The following is an 18,428-nucleotide window of genomic DNA, read 5'->3' as shown; positions in this document are numbered from 1 at the left end:
TGGTGGCGCGGTCGTACCCGCGTGAATGCAGTGGTTCCAACAAACCGGCGGCAAAGCAGCCGGCCATGAAAAAAGCCCGTGCGATCGGGTGGTCGGATCGACGGGCTTGCGTGTTCTGCGGATACCTTGGGATTGACTCGGGATTGCGCGGCTACAGCAGCTGCTTGTTCCCCTTCTGACGACAATCCTCTGACGGCTATCTCTTTAGCTGTTTCGGGCAGGACCCGCGTCCGCAAGCTGACCTTCAAATCGACGCCCGGCCATGTTACGGCCGGGCCCCGCATTCGTCAACGCACGCGGGGCCGGCGCGGCTTACTCGTTGCCGCTCGAACGCTGCAGGTGCAGTTGCGAGCGCTCCATGTCGACAGTGCCTTCGCGGTCCGCCTGGCTGCGCGCTGTCTCCAGGCGTTCCAGGTAAGCTTCGTCGATGTCGCCGGTGATATAGCGGCCATCGAAGCACGAAGCATCGAAGTCCTTCAGCGCGGGATTGATGTCGCGTACGGCCTGCTTCATCGCTTCCACGTCCTGGTACACCAGCTTGTCGGCGCCGATGATCTTCGCGATCTCTTCGTGCGTGCGGCCATGCGCCACCAGCTCGCTGCGCGTCGGCATGTCGATGCCGTACACGTTCGGGTACTTCACCGGCGGCGCGGCCGAGGCGAAGATCACCTTGTTGGCGCCCGCGTCGCGCGCCATCTGCACGATCTCGAACGAGGTGGTGCCGCGCACGATCGAGTCATCGACGATCAGCACGTTCTTGCCCTTGAACTCCACGCCCATGGCGTTGAGCTTCTGGCGCACCGACTTCTTGCGCACCGCCTGGCCCGGCATGATGAAGGTGCGGCCCACGTAGCGGTTCTTGAAGAAGCCTTCGCGGTAGCCGACGCCGAGCCGGTTGGCCACCTGCATGGCGGCCGGGCGGCTGGAATCGGGAATCGGCATGACCACGTCGATGTCGCCTGCCGAGACTTCCTGGCGGATTTTCTCGGCCAGGTAATCGCCCATGCGCAGGCGTGCGTCATAGACTGGCACGCCGTCGATGCACGAATCCGGGCGAGCCAGGTAGACGTATTCGAAAATGCACGGCGTCAGCACGGGGTTGTCCGCGCACTGCTTGGTGTGCAACTTGCCGTCGAGGTCGATGAAAATGGCCTCGCCCGGTGCCACATCGCGCTCCAGGCGGTAGCCGATGCCTTCCAGCGCCACCGACTCGGACGCCACCATCCACTCCTTGCCGCTCGGCGTGTCCACGCTGCCCAGGCACAGCGGGCGGATGCCGAACGGGTCGCGCACGGCCAGCATGCCGTAGCCCGCGATCTGCGCGGCAATGGCGTACGAGCCCTTCACGCGGCGGTGCATGCCGGCCACGGCCGTGAAGATGGTTTCGGGTTCCAGCGCCATGCCATGGCTGGCACGCTGCAGTTCATCGGCCAGCACGTTCAGCAGCACCTCGGTGTCCGAGTGCGTGTTGATGTGGCGGCGATCGCGGCGGAACATCTCTTCGCGCAGCTGCTGCCAGTTGGTCAGGTTGCCGTTGTGCGACAGGATGATGCCGTACGGCGCGTTGACGTAGAAAGGCTGCGCCTCTTCTTCGCTCGAGGCCGAACCCGCGGTCGGGTAGCGGACCTGGCCGATGCCGGCCGTGCCGGGCAGGCCGCGCATATTGCGTGTGCGGAACACGTCGCGCACGAGGCCGTTGGCCTTGTGCATGTGGAAGGTACTGCCGTTGGCGGTGGCGATGCCGGCAGCATCCTGTCCGCGGTGTTGCAACAACAGCAGGCTGTCGTAGATCAATTGGTTGACAGGCGAGGTGGAGACCACGCCGACGATACCGCACATGCCAAGCTCCCAGGGAAAGGCTTTGATTCAGGGGCGCAGCCTTGTCCTTAGGACACGGCTTGCGTTTCGTACCGGCCAGGCATGGGTGCCAGGCCAAATGTCATGTCTTGACGTACTTCGCCAGCTCCGGTGGCAGCCATGGCTTCAGCGATTCCATGGCCTGCATCACATAAGGGCGGCTCACCGCGTCGCGCCAGAATTCTTCTTCCGGCAATTTTGTCAGGCCGGCCAGCGTGACCAGCAGCATCACCAGCAGCGCGCCGCGCAGCAGCCCGAACACCAGCCCGAGCCCGCGATCCGCCGGCTTCAGCCCGGTGCTCTCCAGCAACTGGCCGATCACCGTGCCCGCCAGCGCCGCGCCGATCACGGTGCCGATCAGCAAGGTAATAAAGCCGAGCGCATGGCGTGCGATCTCGCCGCCGGGCAGCGACTCGGGCATCCAGCCTGCGGCCACGCCGCCAAAGCGGTACGCAACCCAGAACGCCACGACCCAGCCGATCAGCGACAGCACCTCGCGGACCAGTCCGCGCAGCACGCCGATCAGGCCGGAAGCAAGCAGGGTGAAGACGACCGCGTAGTCGAAGAAAGTCGGCTGCATCGTTGCTGGCGGCCGCGCCACGCGCGGCCCCACGGGCTTACTGTTCCACCACCTTCGACGTCAGGCCGACCGCGCGCACGCGCTTGTCGGCGGCATCGGCGGCATCCCGGTCATTGAAGGGGCCCGCGCGCAGCAGGATTCGCTCGCCGTCGGCCAGCACTTTCTTTTCCACATACGCCGGCACCTTGCTCGCCTTGAGCTTGGCCAGCCAGTTCTTCGCCCGCTCTTCCGAAGAGAAGGCGCCAATCAGGATCAGGTACTTGCCACTGCCTTGCGGCTTGGCCTCGGCGGCCCTGGCTTCGGCGGGCTTGGCCTCCGCACGGGCAGCAGGCTTTTCCGCCGCGGCGGCAGGCTTTGCAGGCGTGCTCACCAGCTCCTCGCCAGCATCGAGCGCTTCGGCGCCTTCGCCGCGGGCCTGCTGGGATTGCGGGGCCGGCGGCAGCGGATCGGCCTTGCGGGCTTCGACCTTCGGCTTCTGCGCGCCCTGCCCGCCCGAGACCTTCACCGACACATCATCGGACACCGGGCGCGGCTTGGTTTCGAAGATGATGGGCAGCACGATGACGGCGGCCACCACCAGCACCACGGCGCCGATCAGGCGGCGGCGTGCGCGCTGCTTCTGCGGGAATTCGGGATCCAGCGTGTCATCGGCATATTCCTCCGCCAACCGGCGCGACGAGGCGATGCCCGCACCAGGATCGGTACGCTGGCGGCGCGCACGCTCGGGTGCCGGGTCGTTGCCCTTGCGGGAAGAAAACAGCGAAAGCAGGCCCATAGATTGGTTCGGTGCGGCGGCCGTCCGTGTTGAGTCGGTGTCGACCGCTGGTTTGTCGCTCGATTGCCGCACGACCGTTGCACTACAACGATCGTACCGGCGGCGGTACCGCTGGTTTGCTGGCTAGTTTGCCTGCGTGGCGCGGTAAGCCATCACGCCGGCAACGGTATAGAACGATCCGAAGACCAGAATTCTATCATTCTCGGTCGCTCTCTCGATGGCATCCCTGTAAGCCGCCTCGGGGCTGGAAAAGCAGGCTGCCGTGGCATCCGGCCCTGGCTGGAAACCACCCTCTTCCAGTTTCCCCAGCAAATCCGCAGCGCTGGCGGCTCGCTCGGTCGGCAGGTCGCACAGGCACCAGTGGTCGACCTTGTCGGCCACCTGGCTCAGCACGCCGGCAAGGTCCTTGTCCTGCATGGCGCCGAACACCGCATAGGTGTAGCGGAAGAAGCCCATGTTCTCCATGTTCTGCCCCAGCGTGGCTGCCGCGTGCGGATTATGCGCCACGTCGAGGATCACGGCCGGCCGCCCGGGCAGAACCTGGAAGCGCCCCGGCAATTCGACGAAGGCCAGGCCATTGCGGACTTCCTGCGCGCTGACGGGCAACTGCGGACGCATGGCCTGCAGCGCAGCCAGCGCCGCCGATGCATTCAGCAGCTGGTTGGCGCCGCGCAGCGCGGGATAGCCGAGACCGTTGAGCTTGCGCTCGCGCCCGCTCCAGTCCCACTGCTGGCGTTCCTGGCCCTTGGCGGCCTGGTGCCGGAAATCGCGCCCGACCAGCCACAGGTCGGCGCCGATCGCCTCGGCGTGGTCCACCAGCGATTGCGGCGGCACCGGGTCGCCGCATATCGCCGGCACGCCCGGACGGAAGATGCCGGCCTTTTCGAAGCCGATCTTCTCGCGCGTGTCGCCGAGGTACTGCGTGTGATCGATATCGACGCTGGTGATGACCGCGCAGTCCGTGTCGATCACGTTGACGGCATCGAGCCGCCCGCCCAGGCCCACTTCGAGCACCATGGCATCGAGCTCCGCCGCCGCGAACATGTGGATGATGGCTAGCGTGGTGAACTCGAAGTACGTCAGGCTGATCGGATCGGCAAAGCTCGTGCGGGCCCGTTCCACCGCCTCGAAGTGAGGCAGCAGTTGCGCGTCCGTGGCGAACTCGCCATTGATGCGGGCGCGCTCGTTGAACGAAATCAGATGCGGCGAAGTATGGCAGCCCACCTTGTAGCCCGCTTCCAGCAGGATGCGCTCCAGCATGGCGCACGTGGAGCCCTTGCCGTTGGTGCCGCCGACCGTGAACACCACGGCGTCGATGCGCAGGCCCAGCGCTTCCTTGACGCGCGTGATACGGGTCAGGCCCATGTCGATGCCCACGGGATGGGCGGTTTCGAGATGGGCAAGCCATTCGGGAAGGTTGTGGAAGACAGGCATGAGGGGGTGAAGAGGCTTTGCTACTAGATTTGGCCAGCCGGCCTGAAAGTCAAGTTCGCGGTGGCGTCAGCAAAAGCAAAAGGCGCGTCAACCGCCCGCGCCCTTGCCTGGTCCACCATTGCGGTCTTACGCGACCGCGTCCGCGGGCTGCTTTTGCAGCAGCGCCAGCAGTTGCGCCAGCTCGGCGCGCATCTTGCGGCGGTCGACGATCATGTCGATGGCGCCCTTCTGCACCAGGAACTCCGAACGCTGGAACCCTTCCGGCAGCTTCTCCCGCACGGTCTGCTCGATCACGCGCGGGCCGGCAAAGCCGATCAGCGCCTTGGGCTCGGCGATCACCACGTCGCCCAGGAATGCGAAGCTCGCGGACACGCCGCCCATGGTCGGATCGGTCAGCACGCTGATGAACGGCAGCTTCGACGCGGACAGCTGGTTCAGCATGGCCGTGGTCTTGGCCATCTGCAGCAGCGACAGCAGGCTTTCCTGCATGCGCGCACCGCCCGTGGCGGTAAAGCAGATGAACGGCACCTTCTGCTCGAGCGCCGCCTGGGCGCCGCGCACGAAGCGCTCGCCGACCACGGAGCCCATCGAGCCGCCCATGAATTCGAACTCGAAGCAGCTCGCCACTACCGGAATCGTGTGGATGGCACCGCCCATCACGACCATGGCATCGGTCTCGCCGGTGTCGTCCATGGCGGCCTTGATGCGGTCGGGGTACTTCTTGCTGTCCTTGAACTTCAGGGCATCCACCGGCACGATTTCCTGGCCGATCTCGTAACGGCCTTCGGCATCGAGCAGCGCGTCCAGGCGCGCACGCGCGCTGATGCGCATGTGGTGGTCGCACTTCGGGCAGACGTGCAGGTTGGCCTCGACGTCGGTCCGGTACAGGGTGGACTCGCACGACGGGCACTTGACCCACAGCCCCTCGGGAATGCCCTTGCGGGTACGGGGGTCGGTCTGTTGAATCTTGGGGGGCAGGAGTTTATCCAACCAGCTCATGAAAGCTCCTTTCGGATGACTGCCGTTCACCGTGCGCAACGGCATGACGATTGCATGACGAACATTACGCATCGGCCCGGCGATAGCCAGGGCAACGACAGGGAATCAACCCGGGAATTTACCATGCCGACAAGGATCAGCCGAAGCAGAACGCGCATCACGCGCACGCTCCAGCACTTTTCAGCAGTCCTTAAGTCGACAATGGATCACTTCAGGCGTCCATGGCCTGGCGAATCCCGGCAATGAACGAACGCAGCGACTCCACCGCCTGGGCCCGCGGAGCATCTTCAAGCAACTGCACGAGGCGACTGCCGATCACCACGGCGTCGGACACGCCGCTGATGGCGCGCGCGGTTTCCGCGTCGCGGATGCCGAAACCCACGCCGACCGGCAGGTTGACGTGCTTCTTGATCAGCGGCATGCGGGCCGCCACGCTGTCCAGGTCGAGCGTCGCCGAGCCGGTCACGCCCTTGAGCGAGACATAGTAGACATAGCCGCTCGCCACCTTGCCCACGGCCGCGATGCGGTCGTCGGTGGAAGTCGGCGCGAGCAGGAAGATCGGGTCGATGCCGCTTTTGCGCATCAGCGCGGCGAAGGACTCGCACTCCTCGGGCGGGTAGTCGACCACCAGTACGCCGTCCACGCCGGCGTCGCGCGCGGCCTCGGCAAAGACCGCTTCACCCATGCGCTCGATCGGATTGGCGTAGCCCATCAGCACGACTGGCGTGTCGGCATTGGTCTGGCGGAATTCGCGCACCCACTGCAGCACCTGCGTGAGCGACACGCCACTGGCCAGTGCCCGCTCGGAAGCGCGCTGGATCACCGGACCATCGGCCATCGGATCGGAAAACGGCACGCCGAGTTCGATCACGTCGGCGCCGCCGGCCACCAGCGCGTGCATCAGGTCCACGGTCAGGCCCGGCTCCGGGTCGCCAGCGGTGATGAACGGAATCAGGCCCTTCTTGTTCTGCGCGGCCAGCGCCGCGAATGTCTTCTGGATGCGGGACATATCAGGGAATCAGGTGAGGCCGCTGCGCCGACGAATCCTCGTCATTGGCAGCCGCCGATGTTGGGTTGCGGTCCGCCTCGGACCTGGCCAGTTGCACGGCCGCAGCCACGCGCCCGCGTGCCACCTCGACATACTCGGGATTGATCTCGAAACCGGCGAAGCGCCGCCCGTGGCGCAGGCACGCCACGGCGGTCGTGCCGCTGCCGGCGAACGGATCCAGCACCAGGCCGCCCGGCGGACAGCTCGACAGCACCATGCGCTCGACAATCTCCAGCGGCTTCTGCGTGGGATGGTTGGCGCGCTCCGGGTCCTGCCGGTGGATGCGCGAAATGCTCCACAGGTCCTTGGGGTTGTAGCCCATCTCGAGCCACTTCTTGCCTTCGAAACGCGGTCGGCTGCGCGCCTTCTTGGTCTCCGGGTCATACGGGATGCGCACCGGGTCCAGGTCGAAGTAGTAATCGCGCGCCTTGGCGAAGAAGCCGATGTTGTCGTGCACCGACGAGTACTTGCGCGTGGTGCCGCCCATGCTCGGCACGCGGCGGTCCCAGATGATCTCGTTGATCATCGTCAGGCGGCGCTTGAGCATCACGAACAGCTCGGGCGAGTACTGCCAGGTGCAGAACAGGTACAGCGTGCCCTTGGGCGACAGCTTGGGGCAGACGGCATCCATCCAGCGCTCGGACCACTCCAGGTAGGCCTGGCCGGAGAGCAGGTCGGAATCATTGCCGTAGTCCTTGCCCAGCCCGTAGGGCGGATCGGCAACGATGAGATCGACCGATCCATCCGGCAGGCGCGCAATGCCCTCGAACATGTCTTCCTGGAACAGCTGCAGCGCGGGCGCGTCCGGCGCGCCGGGCAGGTCCGAAGCCCCGCCCAGGGCCAGTTCCGAAGGTGCGGAAGGTGGCAGCGCGCGCATCAGAGCTTGAGCCCCGAACGTTCGGCCACGGTATGCATGTCCTTGTCGCCGCGGCCGGACAGGTTCACCAGCAACAACTTGTCCTTGGGCAGCGTTGGCGCCAGCTTGCATGCATAGGCAATGGCGTGGCTCGATTCCAGCGCCGGGATGATGCCCTCGATGCGGCAGCAGTCGTGGAAGGCCTTGAGCGCCTCTTCATCGGTGATCGGCACGTACTGCGCGCGGCCGATGTCCTTGAGCCAGGCATGCTCCGGCCCGACGCCCGGGTAGTCGAGGCCAGCCGACACCGAATGCGTCTCGATGATCTGGCCGTTCTCGTCCTGCAGCAGGTAGGTGCGGTTGCCATGCAGCACGCCGGGCGTGCCCCCGGTCAGCGAGGCCGCATGACGGCCGGTATCCAGGCCATCCCCTGCGGCTTCCACGCCGATCAGTTGCACGTCCTTGTGCTCGATGTACGGGTAGAAAATGCCCATCGCATTGGAGCCGCCGCCCACGCAAGCGATCACGGCATCCGGCTGGCGGCCGGTCATCTCGGGCATCTGCACCTTGGCTTCCTCGCCGATCACGCACTGGAAATCGCGCACCATCATCGGGTACGGGTGCGGGCCGGCGACGGTGCCGATGATGTAGAAGGTGCTCTCGACGTTGGTCACCCAGTCGCGCATGGCTTCGTTGAGCGCGTCCTTGAGCGTGCGCGAGCCGCTTTCCACGGGCACCACGGTGGCGCCCAGCAGCTTCATGCGATAGACGTTGGCGGCCTGGCGCTTGACGTCCTCCGAGCCCATGTAGACCACGCACTCCATGCCGAAACGCGCGGCAATAGTGGCCGTGGCCACGCCGTGCTGGCCGGCGCCGGTCTCGGCGATCACGCGCTTCTTGCCCATGCGCTTGGCCAGCAGCGCCTGGCCGATCACGTTGTTGATCTTGTGGGCGCCGGTGTGGTTCAGGTCCTCGCGCTTGAGGTAGACCTGGGCGCCGCCGAGGAGCTCGCTCCAGCGCTGCGCGTGGTAGATCGGCGAGGGGCGGCCGACAAAGTGCTTCAGTTCACGACGGAATTCGGCATCGAACTCCGGATCTTTTTGGTAGTGGGCATAGGCCTCGCGCAGTTCATCGAGCGCGTGGACCAGCGTCTCGGAGACGAAGGTGCCGCCATAAGGGCCGAAATGGCCACGGGAATCGGGCAGGTCGTACATGTCTGGACTCTTCAGGTCAGCGGCCTTGCGTCGGGGCAAGGGCGCAAATTTGACGGTGGTGCGGGTGGCGCCGCCAGCGGGGTGCCGGGCAAAGCGGCGATCTTGCGACCCGCCTCATCCAGCCTCGGCACTGCGGACAGCGCGCACGAACGCGGCAATGCGGGCGTGGTCTTTCACGCCCTTGGCGGCCTCGACGCCGCTGCTGACATCCACAGCGTAGGGCCGCACGCGTTCAATCGCGCCAGCGACGTTTTGCGCGTTCAACCCACCACTCAAAACGATGCGAGGAGCGCCGCTTGCGTTCGGGTTGCTGGTCGATGGACGGTTGGAAGCGAGCCATGCCGGGGGAATCAGGGTCCAGTCGAAGACGTGGCCGCCGCCGCCATAGCCCTCGACGAAGGCATCCAGCAGCAAGCCAGCGGCATCACGGTATTGATCGGCGAATTCTATCAAATCAAGACCCGGGCGCACACGCGCCGCGCGCAGAAAAGGCAGGCGGCAGCGCTGCGCAGTCTGCGAACAGTCCTGCGGGCTCTCGTCACCGTGGAACTGAAGCAGCGTCAGCGGCACCCGCTCGGCCACGTGGGCCACCTCTTCCATGTCGGCATTGACGAACAAGCCCACCACCGAGACGAACGGCCCGGCGGCTTCGGCGAGTTGGGCGGCGCGCGCCAGGTCGACATAGCGCGGGCTGGGCGGATAGAACACCAGCCCGATCGCATCGGCGCCGGCATCGACCGCGGCCCGCACGTCTTCCTCGCGCGTCAGGCCGCAGATCTTGATGCGGGTGCGCTCAGGCTGCGTCATGGGGAAACACTCCGTGGAACAGGCTGGCGGACGAGTCGGCCGCCGGAATCTGGAAAGCCTCAGGATACTTCACGTCGGCGAGGTACAGGCCGTCAGGCATGAACGTCGGTGCGGCCAGCTTGCGATCGCGCCCGTTCAGCACCTCGCCCAGCCAGTGCGCCGGGTAACGCCCCCGCCCCACCGCCACCAGGCAACCCATCAGGTTGCGCACCATGTGGTGCAGGAAGGCGCTGGCGCGAAACCGCACGAAGGTCCAGTTGCCGTCCGCCTTCAGCGTCACGTCATACATGGTCTTGACCGGGGATTTGGCCTGGCACTCCGCGGCGCGGAACGACGAAAAATCATGCTCGCCCAGCAGGCATCGGGAAGCCTCGCGCATGGCATCCACATCGAGCCGCTGGCCCGGCGGCAGCATCAGGTAGCCGGCGCGGCCGTGCGCGAGCGGCACGCGGTGCGGTCCGGTGTAGAGCGCGTAGTAGTACATGCGCTCGAATGCGAGAAAGCGAGCGTGAAAGTCTTCACTGACCGGAAGCGCCCACTGCAGCGCAATCGAAGGCGGCAGGAAGGCATTGACGCCACGCACCCACGAAAACCTTTCACGGTTCAGCGTGGTATCGAGGTGGATCACCTGGCCCAGCGCATGCACGCCGGCATCGGTGCGGCCCGCCACGGTGGTCAGCAGGCGCACGCCGGCGAAGCGCTCGATGGCATCCTCGAGGTGGTCCTGCACGGTATTGCGATGGGGCTGCGACTGCCAGCCGGAAAAGGCGGCACCGTCGTAGTGGAGGCCGATGGCGATGCGGTTCATGGCGCGGAAAACTGGCCCGCGAATCGAGGGGGCCGACAAAAACAAATGCGCCGGAAGGGACGCTTCCGGCGCATCGCTTCGGGCCGCGGCAAGAATGCCGCCTGCCCGGACCGTCGATGATAACTCAGGCGACCTCGAGCAGCAGCGAGCGCGCCTCGGCTTGCAGGTCGTCCTGCGACTGCTCCAAGACTTCCTGCAGCAGCTCGCGCGCCCCTTCCTTGTCACCGATTTCGATGTAGGCACGGGCCAGGTCGAGCTTGATCTGCATATCGCGCCCGCCATCCATGCCGTCCGTCGACAGCGTGCTCGGCGAGACGCCCGGCGTGGTGTCGGCGCCGCTGTCGCTCATGCCGATGCCGGCGAGATCGATCGGTTCGGGCAGCTTGCCATCACGGATCATGGTCGGGGACGGCAGCGGCGTCGCGGCCTCGGCCTCGCTGCGCGCTTCGGCCGTGGATCCGGCATTGAGGTCGAGCGAGAGGCCCGACATGTCGAAATCCAGGCCGCGCGAGCGCGTCGGCGTGTCCAGGCGCGGCACGTCGGCCAGGGCGTCGTCACCGGCAACCGGCAGCGTCAGGTCCAGGCCGTCGTCGAATTTGGCAGCCGGATCAAGCGACGCGTCCGCGTGAATCGCGGTATCGCCAAACACCAGTGCGGCCGATTCCGGGGCCACGATCGGGTCGCCGGCCGCCGGCGCCGGGAAGGCATCGAGCGGCAGGGCCAGATCCGCCAGCGAGGCTTCGCGCGGCGCCGCGGCAGGGTTCAGCGACGGATCCTGCGTGCGCCACTGATCGCCCGGCGCGGTGGCCGTTTCGGGGCCACCACTGGTATCCGGCGTCACCGACAGGAACAACGCATTGCCCGCATCGAGTGCGCGCCCCATTTCCGCGGCCTTGAGCCATTCCGGGCCTTGTCCACCGGTCTGGGCGAACATCTCTTCTGCAATCACGCGGAAACCTTCCACATCCTGACGATTACTGTAAATCTCCAGGAGCTTGAGCCTGATCGGCTGCTGCTCCGGATCCTTCTCGAGCGCTTCGCGCAGGATCTCTTCGGCCTGCACATCGCGCCCGTAGGCGATATAGACTTCCGCCTCGGCGATCGGGTCGACCTCGCTGGCTTCCGGCATGTTGTTGCCGATGCGGAAATCCGCACCGAACACGCTGTGCTGCGAGGTGTCCACGCTCTGGCCACCGGCGGCGCCGAACAGCGAATTGGCGCCGGCCATCACGGTGCTTTCCTGCGACAGGATGCTGTCGCCGAAGGCGCCGCCATCGGCCGTCTTCTGCTGCTGGCGGCGGCGATAGATCGCATAGCCGCCCAGCAGCGCGACCAGCAGGCCGCCGCCCGGCAACAGCATCGGATTGGCCAGCAGGCCGTCGAGGAACGACGGCTCCGGAGCGGGCTGCGCCTGCACCACGACCGGCGGACGCTTGACGGCCGGGGTCGACGCCGGGGCAGCGGCCTGCGCAGCGCTGGCCGCAGCGGCCGGCGCCGAGGCGGCTGCCGTTGCAGTGGCCGCCGCAGCAGCCGGAGCTGCCGCCGCACTGGCAGTCGCCTGTGCCGCGGTTGCAGCCGGCGTGGCTGGCGTGGTTTCGGCCGGCGCATCCGCCTTCGGCGCCTCGGCCGCGACCACGTTCGGTGCCTTGGCTTCCGTCTTCGCGGCCTTGTCCGCTGCCTTCTCGGCCTTGTCCTTGTCGGCCAATGCGGCCTGGTTGGCCTGTGTCAGCTTGGCGATCTCGCTGTTCTTCAGCTCGATCAGCTTCTGCATGTCACCGACGTTCTTTTCGAGCTGGGCCAGACGGCTCTCGGCCTCCTTCAGCTGCCGCTCGCGGGCGACGCTGGCTTCGGCCTGCGCGGTGGCGCTGGCCGCGCCCGAGCGCTCGGCCTTGCTCAGCTTGAGTTCGTTCTGCGGGCCCGCGGCCGGCACGGCCTGGTCCTGCACGCGCGCGGTGACGTTGCCAGACTGCTGGCGACCGCTGTCCGGCTCGACCGACTTGGCGGCAGCGGCACCCGCCAGGCGGCTCCGGTAGGCGTCAAAGCCTTGCGTACGTGCAACCACCTCGCGGCGGGCCGCCCTGGGCGCCACTGACTGTGCCTGCTGGCGCGAAGGCACCTGCAGCACGGCGCCGGATTTCAGGCGATTGATGTTGCCGCCAATAAAGGCATTCGGATTGTTTCGGTAGAGCGCGACCAGCATCTGGTCCAGCGACACGCCCTCCTGATCCATCAGGGCATCGCCGGCAATCGACGACAGCGTGTCGCCGCGCTTGACCGTGTACGCACCGCCTGCCGCTGCGTCGGCGCCAGCCTGTGCTGGCTGGGCGCGGTGCGTGGCGGCTTGCCTCGCGGGCTTGGCCGCCGGGGCCGGGGCCGGAGCCGGAGCAGCCGGTTGCGTGCCCTGCGCGACGGCGGGCTGTGGCGGTGCCGGCGGCGGTGCGACAGCCGGCGACGCATCCGGCGTGGCGGCCTGGACGACCGTCGCGGGCGAGAAACTCTGGTTGGAAGGCTTGGCCCCCGCGGGGTCAAGCAGGAATGTATAGGCTCGCGACACCTTGCCGCTGGACCAGCTCATGTCGACCAGGATGTCGACGAATGGCTCGCTGATCGGCTGGCTGGACCGGACCTTGGCCACGTAGCTGCCATTGGCGCGGCGCTCGATGTCAAGCCGCAGGCTGCTCACTGCCGGCACATAGGTCAGCCCCGCTTTGGCATATGCCGCCGGGGGGGCCAGCTTGATGCTGAGCCCTGCCGCCTCTTCCGCAGTCACCCCGCTGATGTCGATCTCGGCCTGCAGCGGCTGACCCAGATTCGACTGTACCCGCAATTGCCCGAACCCCGCGGCATAGGCAGCCGGCTGCGCAAGCAGCAGGCCGATAGCCGTGACGGCCAGCGTTGACCAGCGCTGACGGACGGTTGGCGCATCTTTCCGGCGATGTTGGCTCACACTCACCTTGTGCTCCGTTATGGTTTTAGTAGCGATAGAAACCCGACCCCAAAGCATTTGCCCGGCTAGCGGGCATTCTTGTGCGCCCGTCGCCAGATTGCGCGCAGCGCCGACACCAAGGCCGGCACGCAGGCGCATGCCGACGTATTGTGACCCATCCCCCGGGGAAATAGGCGTTCAGATGTAACAACGCCGCGCAGGGGCGCGGCGTCACAGGCTGATCCGGAGTTTCTGTTGCCTGGCCGCAACGATAGCCACCAGGCGCCGGAAGGCCGATTCCGGAGGATCAGGACTCGATCAAAATGCGCAGCATACGGCGCAGCGGTTCGGCTGCGCCCCACAGCAGCTGGTCGCCCACGGTGAAGGCGGACAGGTACTCGCCACCCATCTGCATCTTGCGCAGGCGGCCGACCGGAATGGTCAGCGTGCCGGTCACGGCAGCGGGGGTGAGGTCCGTCATGCTGGCTTCACGCGTGTTCGGCACCACCTTGGCCCACTGGTTGGCCTCGGCAAGCATGCTTTCGATCTCGTCCAGCGGCACATCCTTGCGCAGCTTGATCGTCAGCGCCTGCGAATGGCAGCGCATGGCGCCGATGCGCACGCACAGCCCGTCCACGGCGATCGGCGTAGCACCGGTCGCGCCCAGGAAGCCTTCTCCACGGCCCAGGATCTTGTTGGTCTCGGCGCCGCCCTTCCATTCTTCCTTCGACTGGCCGTTGCCCAGGTCCTTGTCGATCCAGGGAATCAGGTTGCCGGCCAGCGGCACGCCGAACTGCTTGGTTTCCTCGGCGGACAGACCGTGCTGCGTCGCCAGGATCTGGCGGTCGATTTCCAGGATGGCCGAGGCCGGGTTGTCCAGCAGCGGCTTGACCGACGCATTCAGCGTGCCGAACTGCGTCAGCAGCTCGCGCATATGCTGCGCGCCGCCGCCCGAGGCTGCCTGATAGGTCATCGAGGTCATCCACTCGACCATGTCGGCCTGGAACAGGCCACCCAGACCGATCAGCATGCAGCTGACCGTGCAGTTGCCGCCGATGAAATTCTTCACGCCCTTCGACAGCGCGTCCTTGATCACACCCTGGTTCACCGGATCCAGCACGATGATGGCATCGTCCTTCATGCGCAGCGACGAAGCCGCGTCGATCCAGTAGCCCTTCCAGCCAGCCGCGCGCAGCTTCGGGAAGACTTCATTGGTGTAGTCGCCGCCCTGGGCGGTCAGCACCACGTCGCACTTCTTCAGTGCCTCGATGTCGTTGGCATCCTTGAGCGTGGTTTCGTTCTTGGCCATGGCGGGCGCCTTGCCGCCGGCATTGGACGTGCTGAAGAAGACGGGCTCGATATGGTCGAAATCACGCTCTTCCTGCATGCGCTGCATCAGGACGCTGCCGACCATTCCCCGCCAACCGACGAGACCTACAATCATGATTTACCTCGGATGTGATTTTTACTTCCCCGCCATTTTCCTCGCCCGGCGTGGCTGCGCGGGGAAGACGGGCAGGCACGACGAACGGATCTAGGCGATCGCGGTTTTAATAATAGTTTTAATCGTCGTTGCGGTCTGGCCGAGCGAAATCGTGCCGACCGGGCCGCGGGTAGCGGTCAGGGCAGCAACAGCAGTCAGGGTGGACTGGGAAAATCGGGCCATCCGCAGAGTCTACACGATTTTGCGGCGCCGCCGCAGCGTGTGAAATCAGGACAAACAAAAGAAAAGGCGCTGCATGGCAGCGCCTTTCCCGGATTGTGACTTACAGAGCGGCCAGTACGGCTTCGCCCATTTCACGCGTGCCGAGCTGCTTGCAGCCCGGCGTCAGGATGTCGCCGGTGCGATAGCCCTGGGCCAGCACCTTCTTGACGGCGTTCTCGATGCGATCGGCCTGCTCGGCCTTGTTCAGCGAAAAGCGCAGCATCATCGCGGCCGACAGGATGGTGGCCAGCGGATTGGCCACGCCCTTGCCGGCGATGTCCGGCGCCGAGCCGTGCGACGGCTCGTACAGGCCCTTGTTGTTCGCATCGAGCGATGCCGACGGCAGCATGCCGATCGAACCGGTCAGCATGGCGGCCTCGTCCGACAGGATATCGCCGAACATATTGCCGGTCACGATCACGTCGAAGCTCTTGGGCGCCTTGACCAACTGCATCGCGGCGTTGTCGACATACATGTGCGACAGCTCGACGTCCGGATATTCCTTGCTGACGTCGATCACGATGTCCTTCCAGAACTGGAAGGTCTCGAGCACGTTGGCCTTGTCCACGCTGCACAGCTTCTTGCCGCGCTTGGCCGCGGCCTGGAACGCGACGTGCGCGATGCGGCGGATTTCCGGCTCGCTGTAGCGCATGGTGTCGAAGCCTTCGCGGGCGCCCTTGAACAGGCCGTCCGGCGCCTCGCGCACACCGCGCGGCTGGCCGAAGTAGATGTCGCCGTTCAGCTCGCGCACGATCAGGATGTCCAGGCCCGCCACCAGTTCCGGCTTCAGGCTCGATGCGCCCGTCAGTTCGGGGTAGCAGATGGCCGGGCGGAAGTTGGCGAACAGCTGCAGGTGCTTGCGCAGGCCCAGAATGGCCTGCTCCGGGCGCAGCGCGCGCTCCAGGCTGTCGTACTTCCAGTCGCCCACGGCGCCGAACAGGATCGCGTCGGCTTCCTTGGCCAGCTTCAGCGTGTTTTCCGGCAGCGGATGGCCTTCGGCCTCGTAGCCGGCGCCGCCCACTGGGGCGGTTTCCATCTCGAACTTCTCGTCGAGGGCGTTCAGGACTTTGACGGCCTCGGCAACGATTTCCGGACCGATGCCGTCACCCGGCAGGACTGCGATCTTCATGCTGTTTTCCTCGTTTGATTTTTGCTGCCGCGCTCAGCCGACCAGGCGGTTGTTCAGCCACGGCATCTTTGCCACGCGCTCGGCTTCATACGCCTTGATCTTCTCGGCATGACGCAGCGTCAGGCCGATGTCGTCGAAGCCGTTCAGCATGCAGTACTTGCGGAACGGCGCGATGTCGAAGCTGTAGGTGTCGCCGCCCGGCGTGATCACCGCCTGCTGGTCCAGGTCGATGGTCAGCTTGTAGCCGTTGAAGGCATTGGTCTCGTTGAACAGGTGGTCGACCTGCAACTCGCTCAGCACGATCGGCAGCAGGCCGTTCTTGTAGCAGTTGTTGAAGAAGATATCGGCAAAGCTCGGCGCGATCACGGCGCGGAAGCCGTATTGCGTCAGCGCCCACGGTGCGTGCTCGCGCGAGCTGCCGCAGCCGAAGTTGCGGCGCGCGAGCAGGATCGACGCGCCCTGGTAGCGCGGCTGGTTCAGCACGAAGTCCGGGTTCAGCGGACGCTTGCTGTTGTCCATGCCCGGCTCGCCGACGTCCTTGTAGCGCCACTCGTCGAACAGGTTCGGGCCGAAGCCGGTGCGCTGGATCGACTTCAGGAACTGCTTCGGGATGATGGCGTCGGTGTCGACGTTTTCGCGGTCGAGCGGCGCCACGAGGCCGCTGTGTACGGTGAACTTGTCCATGTCTCTTTCCTTACTTCTTGGCCGCGCGCTCGAGCGAGCTGCCGGCGGCCTGCGTGTCCTTGCCCAGGCCGGCCATGGTATTGCAGCCGGCCAGCTGCAGCATGCCAAGGCATGCCAGCACTGCGATCAGGATCCGTTTCATCGCGTCCTCAACCCAGCTTGCGGATATCGACGAAATGGCCTTCGATGGCGGCTGCTGCTGCCATCGCCGGGCTCACCAGGTGCGTGCGTCCACCCGCGCCCTGGCGGCCTTCGAAGTTGCGGTTCGAAGTGGATGCGCAGCGCTCGCCCGGATCGAGGCGGTCGGCATTCATGGCCAGGCACATCGAGCAGCCCGGCTCGCGCCATTCGAAGCCCGCAGCCTTGAAGACCTTGTCCAGGCCTTCGCGCTCGGCCTGTTCCTTGACCAGGCCCGAACCCGGCACCACCATCGCCAGCTTCACGTTGGAGGCGACCTTGCGGCCCAGCTTCTGCACCACCCACGCGGCGGCCCGCATGTCTTCGATGCGGCTGTTGGTGCAGGAGCCAATGAACACCTTGTCAACGTTGATGCTTTCCATCGGCACGTTGGGCTGCAGGTTCATGTACTCGAGCGCGCGCTCCATGGCGTTGCGCTTGGTCGGGTCCTTTTCCTTCTCGGGGTCCGGCACGCGGTCTTCGATGCTGACCACCATCTCGGGCGAGGTGCCCCAGGTGACCTGCGGACGGATCTCTTCGGCACGCAGTTCGACCACCTGGTCGAACTTGGCGCCGGCGTCCGAGTGCAGCGTGCGCCAGTAGCCCACGGCCTGCTCCCATTCGACGCCCTGCGGTGCGTACGGACGGCCCTTCACGTATTCGAGCGTGACGTTGTCCACTGCCACCAGGCCCGCGCGCGCGCCGGCTTCGATGGCCATGTTGCAGACCGTCATGCGGCCTTCCATGGTCAGGTCGCGGATCGCCGACCCGGCGAATTCGATGGTGTAGCCCGTGCCGCCGGCCGTGCCGATCTTGCCGATGATCGCCAGCACGATGTCCTTGGCGGTGCAGCCGCGCGGCAGCTTGCCTTCCACGCTGACCAGCATGTTCTTCGCCTTCTTGCCCAGCAGCGTCTGCGTGGCCAGCACGTGCTCGACTTCCGACGTGCCGATGCCGTGCGCGAGTGCGCCGAAGGCGCCGTGCGTCGACGTATGCGAATCGCCGCACACCACCGTCATGCCCGGCAGCGTGGCGCCCTGCTCCGGCCCGATCACGTGCACGATGCCCTGGCGATGATCGTTCATCTTGAACTGGGTAATGCCGAAGCTGTCGCAGTTGGCGTCCAGCGTATCGACCTGCAGCTTCGACACCGGATCGGCAATGCCCTGGGTGCGATCGGTGGTCGGCACGTTATGGTCCGACACCGCCAGGTTGGCGCTGATGCGCCACACCGGGCGCTCCGCCATTTTCAGGCCTTCGAACGCCTGCGGGCTGGTAACTTCATGCAGCAGGTGGCGGTCGATGTAGAGCAGCGTGGTGCCGTCTTCCTCGACGTGGACGGTGTGGTCATCCCAGAGTTTGTCGTAGAGCGTCTTGGCCATGATGCAGGGGGCGGCCAGCGTCCGGTTCCAGAGGAAATGGCGCGGTG

At 65.9% G+C, this 18,428-nt stretch carries 17 protein-coding genes; all 17 read right to left on the bottom strand.

Translation table 11 applies throughout. The features are described 5' to 3' along the window. Nucleotides 1-312 precede the first annotated feature (312 nt). Nucleotides 313-1,839 (bottom strand): amidophosphoribosyltransferase, encoded by a 1,527-nt coding sequence (gene purF / locus ACIGJB_RS04695; RefSeq protein WP_483731616.1) that lies wholly within the window; start codon nucleotides 1,837-1,839, stop codon nucleotides 313-315. 100 nt (nucleotides 1,840-1,939) lie between these two features. Next, a complete protein-coding gene (locus tag ACIGJB_RS04690; protein WP_483708682.1) occupies nucleotides 1,940-2,437 on the bottom strand; it encodes a CvpA family protein in 498 nt (165 codons plus the stop codon). Nucleotides 2,438-2,474: 37 nt separating this feature from the next. Then, the gene (locus ACIGJB_RS04685; protein ID WP_483731615.1) at nucleotides 2,475-3,212 is read right to left on the bottom strand and encodes an SPOR domain-containing protein; all 738 of its coding nucleotides are present in this window, start codon (nucleotides 3,210-3,212) and stop codon (nucleotides 2,475-2,477) included. 123 nt (nucleotides 3,213-3,335) lie between these two features. Next, nucleotides 3,336-4,646 carry a bifunctional tetrahydrofolate synthase/dihydrofolate synthase gene (gene folC, locus ACIGJB_RS04680; protein ID WP_483731614.1) on the bottom strand — a complete coding sequence of 437 codons (1,311 nt, stop codon included), beginning with the start codon at nucleotides 4,644-4,646 and terminating at the stop codon, nucleotides 3,336-3,338. A 126-nt stretch (nucleotides 4,647-4,772) separates the two neighbouring features. Next, complete coding sequence (accD, locus tag ACIGJB_RS04675) at nucleotides 4,773-5,645, bottom strand: acetyl-CoA carboxylase, carboxyltransferase subunit beta (RefSeq protein ID WP_483708685.1); 873 nt, start codon at nucleotides 5,643-5,645, stop codon at nucleotides 4,773-4,775. A gap of 211 nt (nucleotides 5,646-5,856) precedes the next feature. Then, nucleotides 5,857-6,654, bottom strand: coding sequence for a tryptophan synthase subunit alpha (gene trpA, locus ACIGJB_RS04670; RefSeq protein ID WP_483731613.1), 798 nt, complete (start codon nucleotides 6,652-6,654; stop codon nucleotides 5,857-5,859). 1 nt (nucleotide 6,655) lies between these two features. Continuing rightward, nucleotides 6,656-7,570 (bottom strand): DNA-methyltransferase, encoded by a 915-nt coding sequence (locus ACIGJB_RS04665; RefSeq protein WP_483731612.1) that lies wholly within the window; start codon nucleotides 7,568-7,570, stop codon nucleotides 6,656-6,658. Further along, nucleotides 7,570-8,763: a tryptophan synthase subunit beta gene (trpB, locus tag ACIGJB_RS04660; RefSeq protein ID WP_483708688.1), complete on the bottom strand. Its 1,194-nt coding sequence runs from the start codon at nucleotides 8,761-8,763 to the stop codon at nucleotides 7,570-7,572. The genes ACIGJB_RS04665 and trpB overlap by 1 nt, the downstream gene beginning before the upstream one ends. A gap of 114 nt (nucleotides 8,764-8,877) precedes the next feature. Next, on the bottom strand, nucleotides 8,878-9,570 hold the full coding sequence (locus ACIGJB_RS04655) for a phosphoribosylanthranilate isomerase (RefSeq protein ID WP_483731611.1): 693 nt from the start codon (nucleotides 9,568-9,570) through the stop codon (nucleotides 8,878-8,880). Beyond that, nucleotides 9,557-10,378, bottom strand: a complete 822-nt coding sequence (gene truA / locus ACIGJB_RS04650; RefSeq protein ID WP_483708690.1) for a tRNA pseudouridine(38-40) synthase TruA — start codon at nucleotides 10,376-10,378, stop codon at nucleotides 9,557-9,559. The genes ACIGJB_RS04655 and truA overlap by 14 nt, the downstream gene beginning before the upstream one ends. Nucleotides 10,379-10,502: 124 nt before the next feature. After that, complete coding sequence (locus ACIGJB_RS04645; RefSeq protein WP_483731610.1) at nucleotides 10,503-13,331, bottom strand: motility hub landmark protein FimV; 2,829 nt, start codon at nucleotides 13,329-13,331, stop codon at nucleotides 10,503-10,505. A gap of 280 nt (nucleotides 13,332-13,611) precedes the next feature. Then, nucleotides 13,612-14,748 carry an aspartate-semialdehyde dehydrogenase gene (gene asd, locus ACIGJB_RS04640; RefSeq protein WP_483731609.1) on the bottom strand — a complete coding sequence of 379 codons (1,137 nt, stop codon included), beginning with the start codon at nucleotides 14,746-14,748 and terminating at the stop codon, nucleotides 13,612-13,614. 90 nt (nucleotides 14,749-14,838) lie between these two features. Continuing rightward, entirely contained in the window at nucleotides 14,839-14,970 is a 132-nt protein-coding gene (locus ACIGJB_RS04635) for a hypothetical protein (RefSeq protein WP_013957414.1), read from the bottom strand. Nucleotides 14,971-15,070: 100 nt separating this feature from the next. Next, nucleotides 15,071-16,138 carry a 3-isopropylmalate dehydrogenase gene (gene leuB / locus ACIGJB_RS04630; RefSeq protein WP_483731608.1) on the bottom strand — a complete coding sequence of 356 codons (1,068 nt, stop codon included), beginning with the start codon at nucleotides 16,136-16,138 and terminating at the stop codon, nucleotides 15,071-15,073. Between the two features lie 33 nt (nucleotides 16,139-16,171). Next, nucleotides 16,172-16,822 carry a 3-isopropylmalate dehydratase small subunit gene (leuD, locus tag ACIGJB_RS04625; RefSeq protein WP_483731607.1) on the bottom strand — a complete coding sequence of 217 codons (651 nt, stop codon included), beginning with the start codon at nucleotides 16,820-16,822 and terminating at the stop codon, nucleotides 16,172-16,174. A gap of 10 nt (nucleotides 16,823-16,832) precedes the next feature. Then, the gene (locus ACIGJB_RS04620; protein ID WP_483708695.1) at nucleotides 16,833-16,964 is read right to left on the bottom strand and encodes an entericidin A/B family lipoprotein; all 132 of its coding nucleotides are present in this window, start codon (nucleotides 16,962-16,964) and stop codon (nucleotides 16,833-16,835) included. A gap of 7 nt (nucleotides 16,965-16,971) precedes the next feature. Further along, the gene (leuC, locus tag ACIGJB_RS04615; protein WP_483731606.1) at nucleotides 16,972-18,381 is read right to left on the bottom strand and encodes a 3-isopropylmalate dehydratase large subunit; all 1,410 of its coding nucleotides are present in this window, start codon (nucleotides 18,379-18,381) and stop codon (nucleotides 16,972-16,974) included. Nucleotides 18,382-18,428 lie beyond the last annotated feature (47 nt).

Source organism: Cupriavidus sp. C2SS-8b (assembly GCF_057073745.1).
The sequence above is the reverse complement of the archived record's forward strand: the minus strand, read 5'-3'. Positions and strand labels throughout refer to the sequence as shown.

Coding starts and splice junctions, on each gene's coding strand:
- leuD (WP_483731607.1), bottom strand. CDS start 16,822: ATGGACAAGTTCACCGTACACAGCGGCCTCGTGGCGCCGCTCGACCGC.
- leuB (WP_483731608.1), bottom strand. CDS start 16,138: ATGAAGATCGCAGTCCTGCCGGGTGACGGCATCGGTCCGGAAATCGTT.
- purF (WP_483731616.1), bottom strand. CDS start 1,839: ATGTGCGGTATCGTCGGCGTGGTCTCCACCTCGCCTGTCAACCAATTG.
- ACIGJB_RS04665 (WP_483731612.1), bottom strand. CDS start 7,570: ATGCGCGCGCTGCCACCTTCCGCACCTTCGGAACTGGCCCTGGGCGGG.
- folC (WP_483731614.1), bottom strand. CDS start 4,646: ATGCCTGTCTTCCACAACCTTCCCGAATGGCTTGCCCATCTCGAAACC.
- ACIGJB_RS04690 (WP_483708682.1), bottom strand. CDS start 2,437: ATGCAGCCGACTTTCTTCGACTACGCGGTCGTCTTCACCCTGCTTGCT.
- trpA (WP_483731613.1), bottom strand. CDS start 6,654: ATGTCCCGCATCCAGAAGACATTCGCGGCGCTGGCCGCGCAGAACAAG.
- ACIGJB_RS04620 (WP_483708695.1), bottom strand. CDS start 16,964: ATGAAACGGATCCTGATCGCAGTGCTGGCATGCCTTGGCATGCTGCAG.
- ACIGJB_RS04655 (WP_483731611.1), bottom strand. CDS start 9,570: ATGACGCAGCCTGAGCGCACCCGCATCAAGATCTGCGGCCTGACGCGC.
- trpB (WP_483708688.1), bottom strand. CDS start 8,763: ATGTACGACCTGCCCGATTCCCGTGGCCATTTCGGCCCTTATGGCGGC.
- leuC (WP_483731606.1), bottom strand. CDS start 18,381: ATGGCCAAGACGCTCTACGACAAACTCTGGGATGACCACACCGTCCAC.
- accD (WP_483708685.1), bottom strand. CDS start 5,645: ATGAGCTGGTTGGATAAACTCCTGCCCCCCAAGATTCAACAGACCGAC.
- ACIGJB_RS04685 (WP_483731615.1), bottom strand. CDS start 3,212: ATGGGCCTGCTTTCGCTGTTTTCTTCCCGCAAGGGCAACGACCCGGCA.
- asd (WP_483731609.1), bottom strand. CDS start 14,748: ATGATTGTAGGTCTCGTCGGTTGGCGGGGAATGGTCGGCAGCGTCCTG.
- truA (WP_483708690.1), bottom strand. CDS start 10,378: ATGAACCGCATCGCCATCGGCCTCCACTACGACGGTGCCGCCTTTTCC.
- ACIGJB_RS04635 (WP_013957414.1), bottom strand. CDS start 14,970: ATGGCCCGATTTTCCCAGTCCACCCTGACTGCTGTTGCTGCCCTGACC.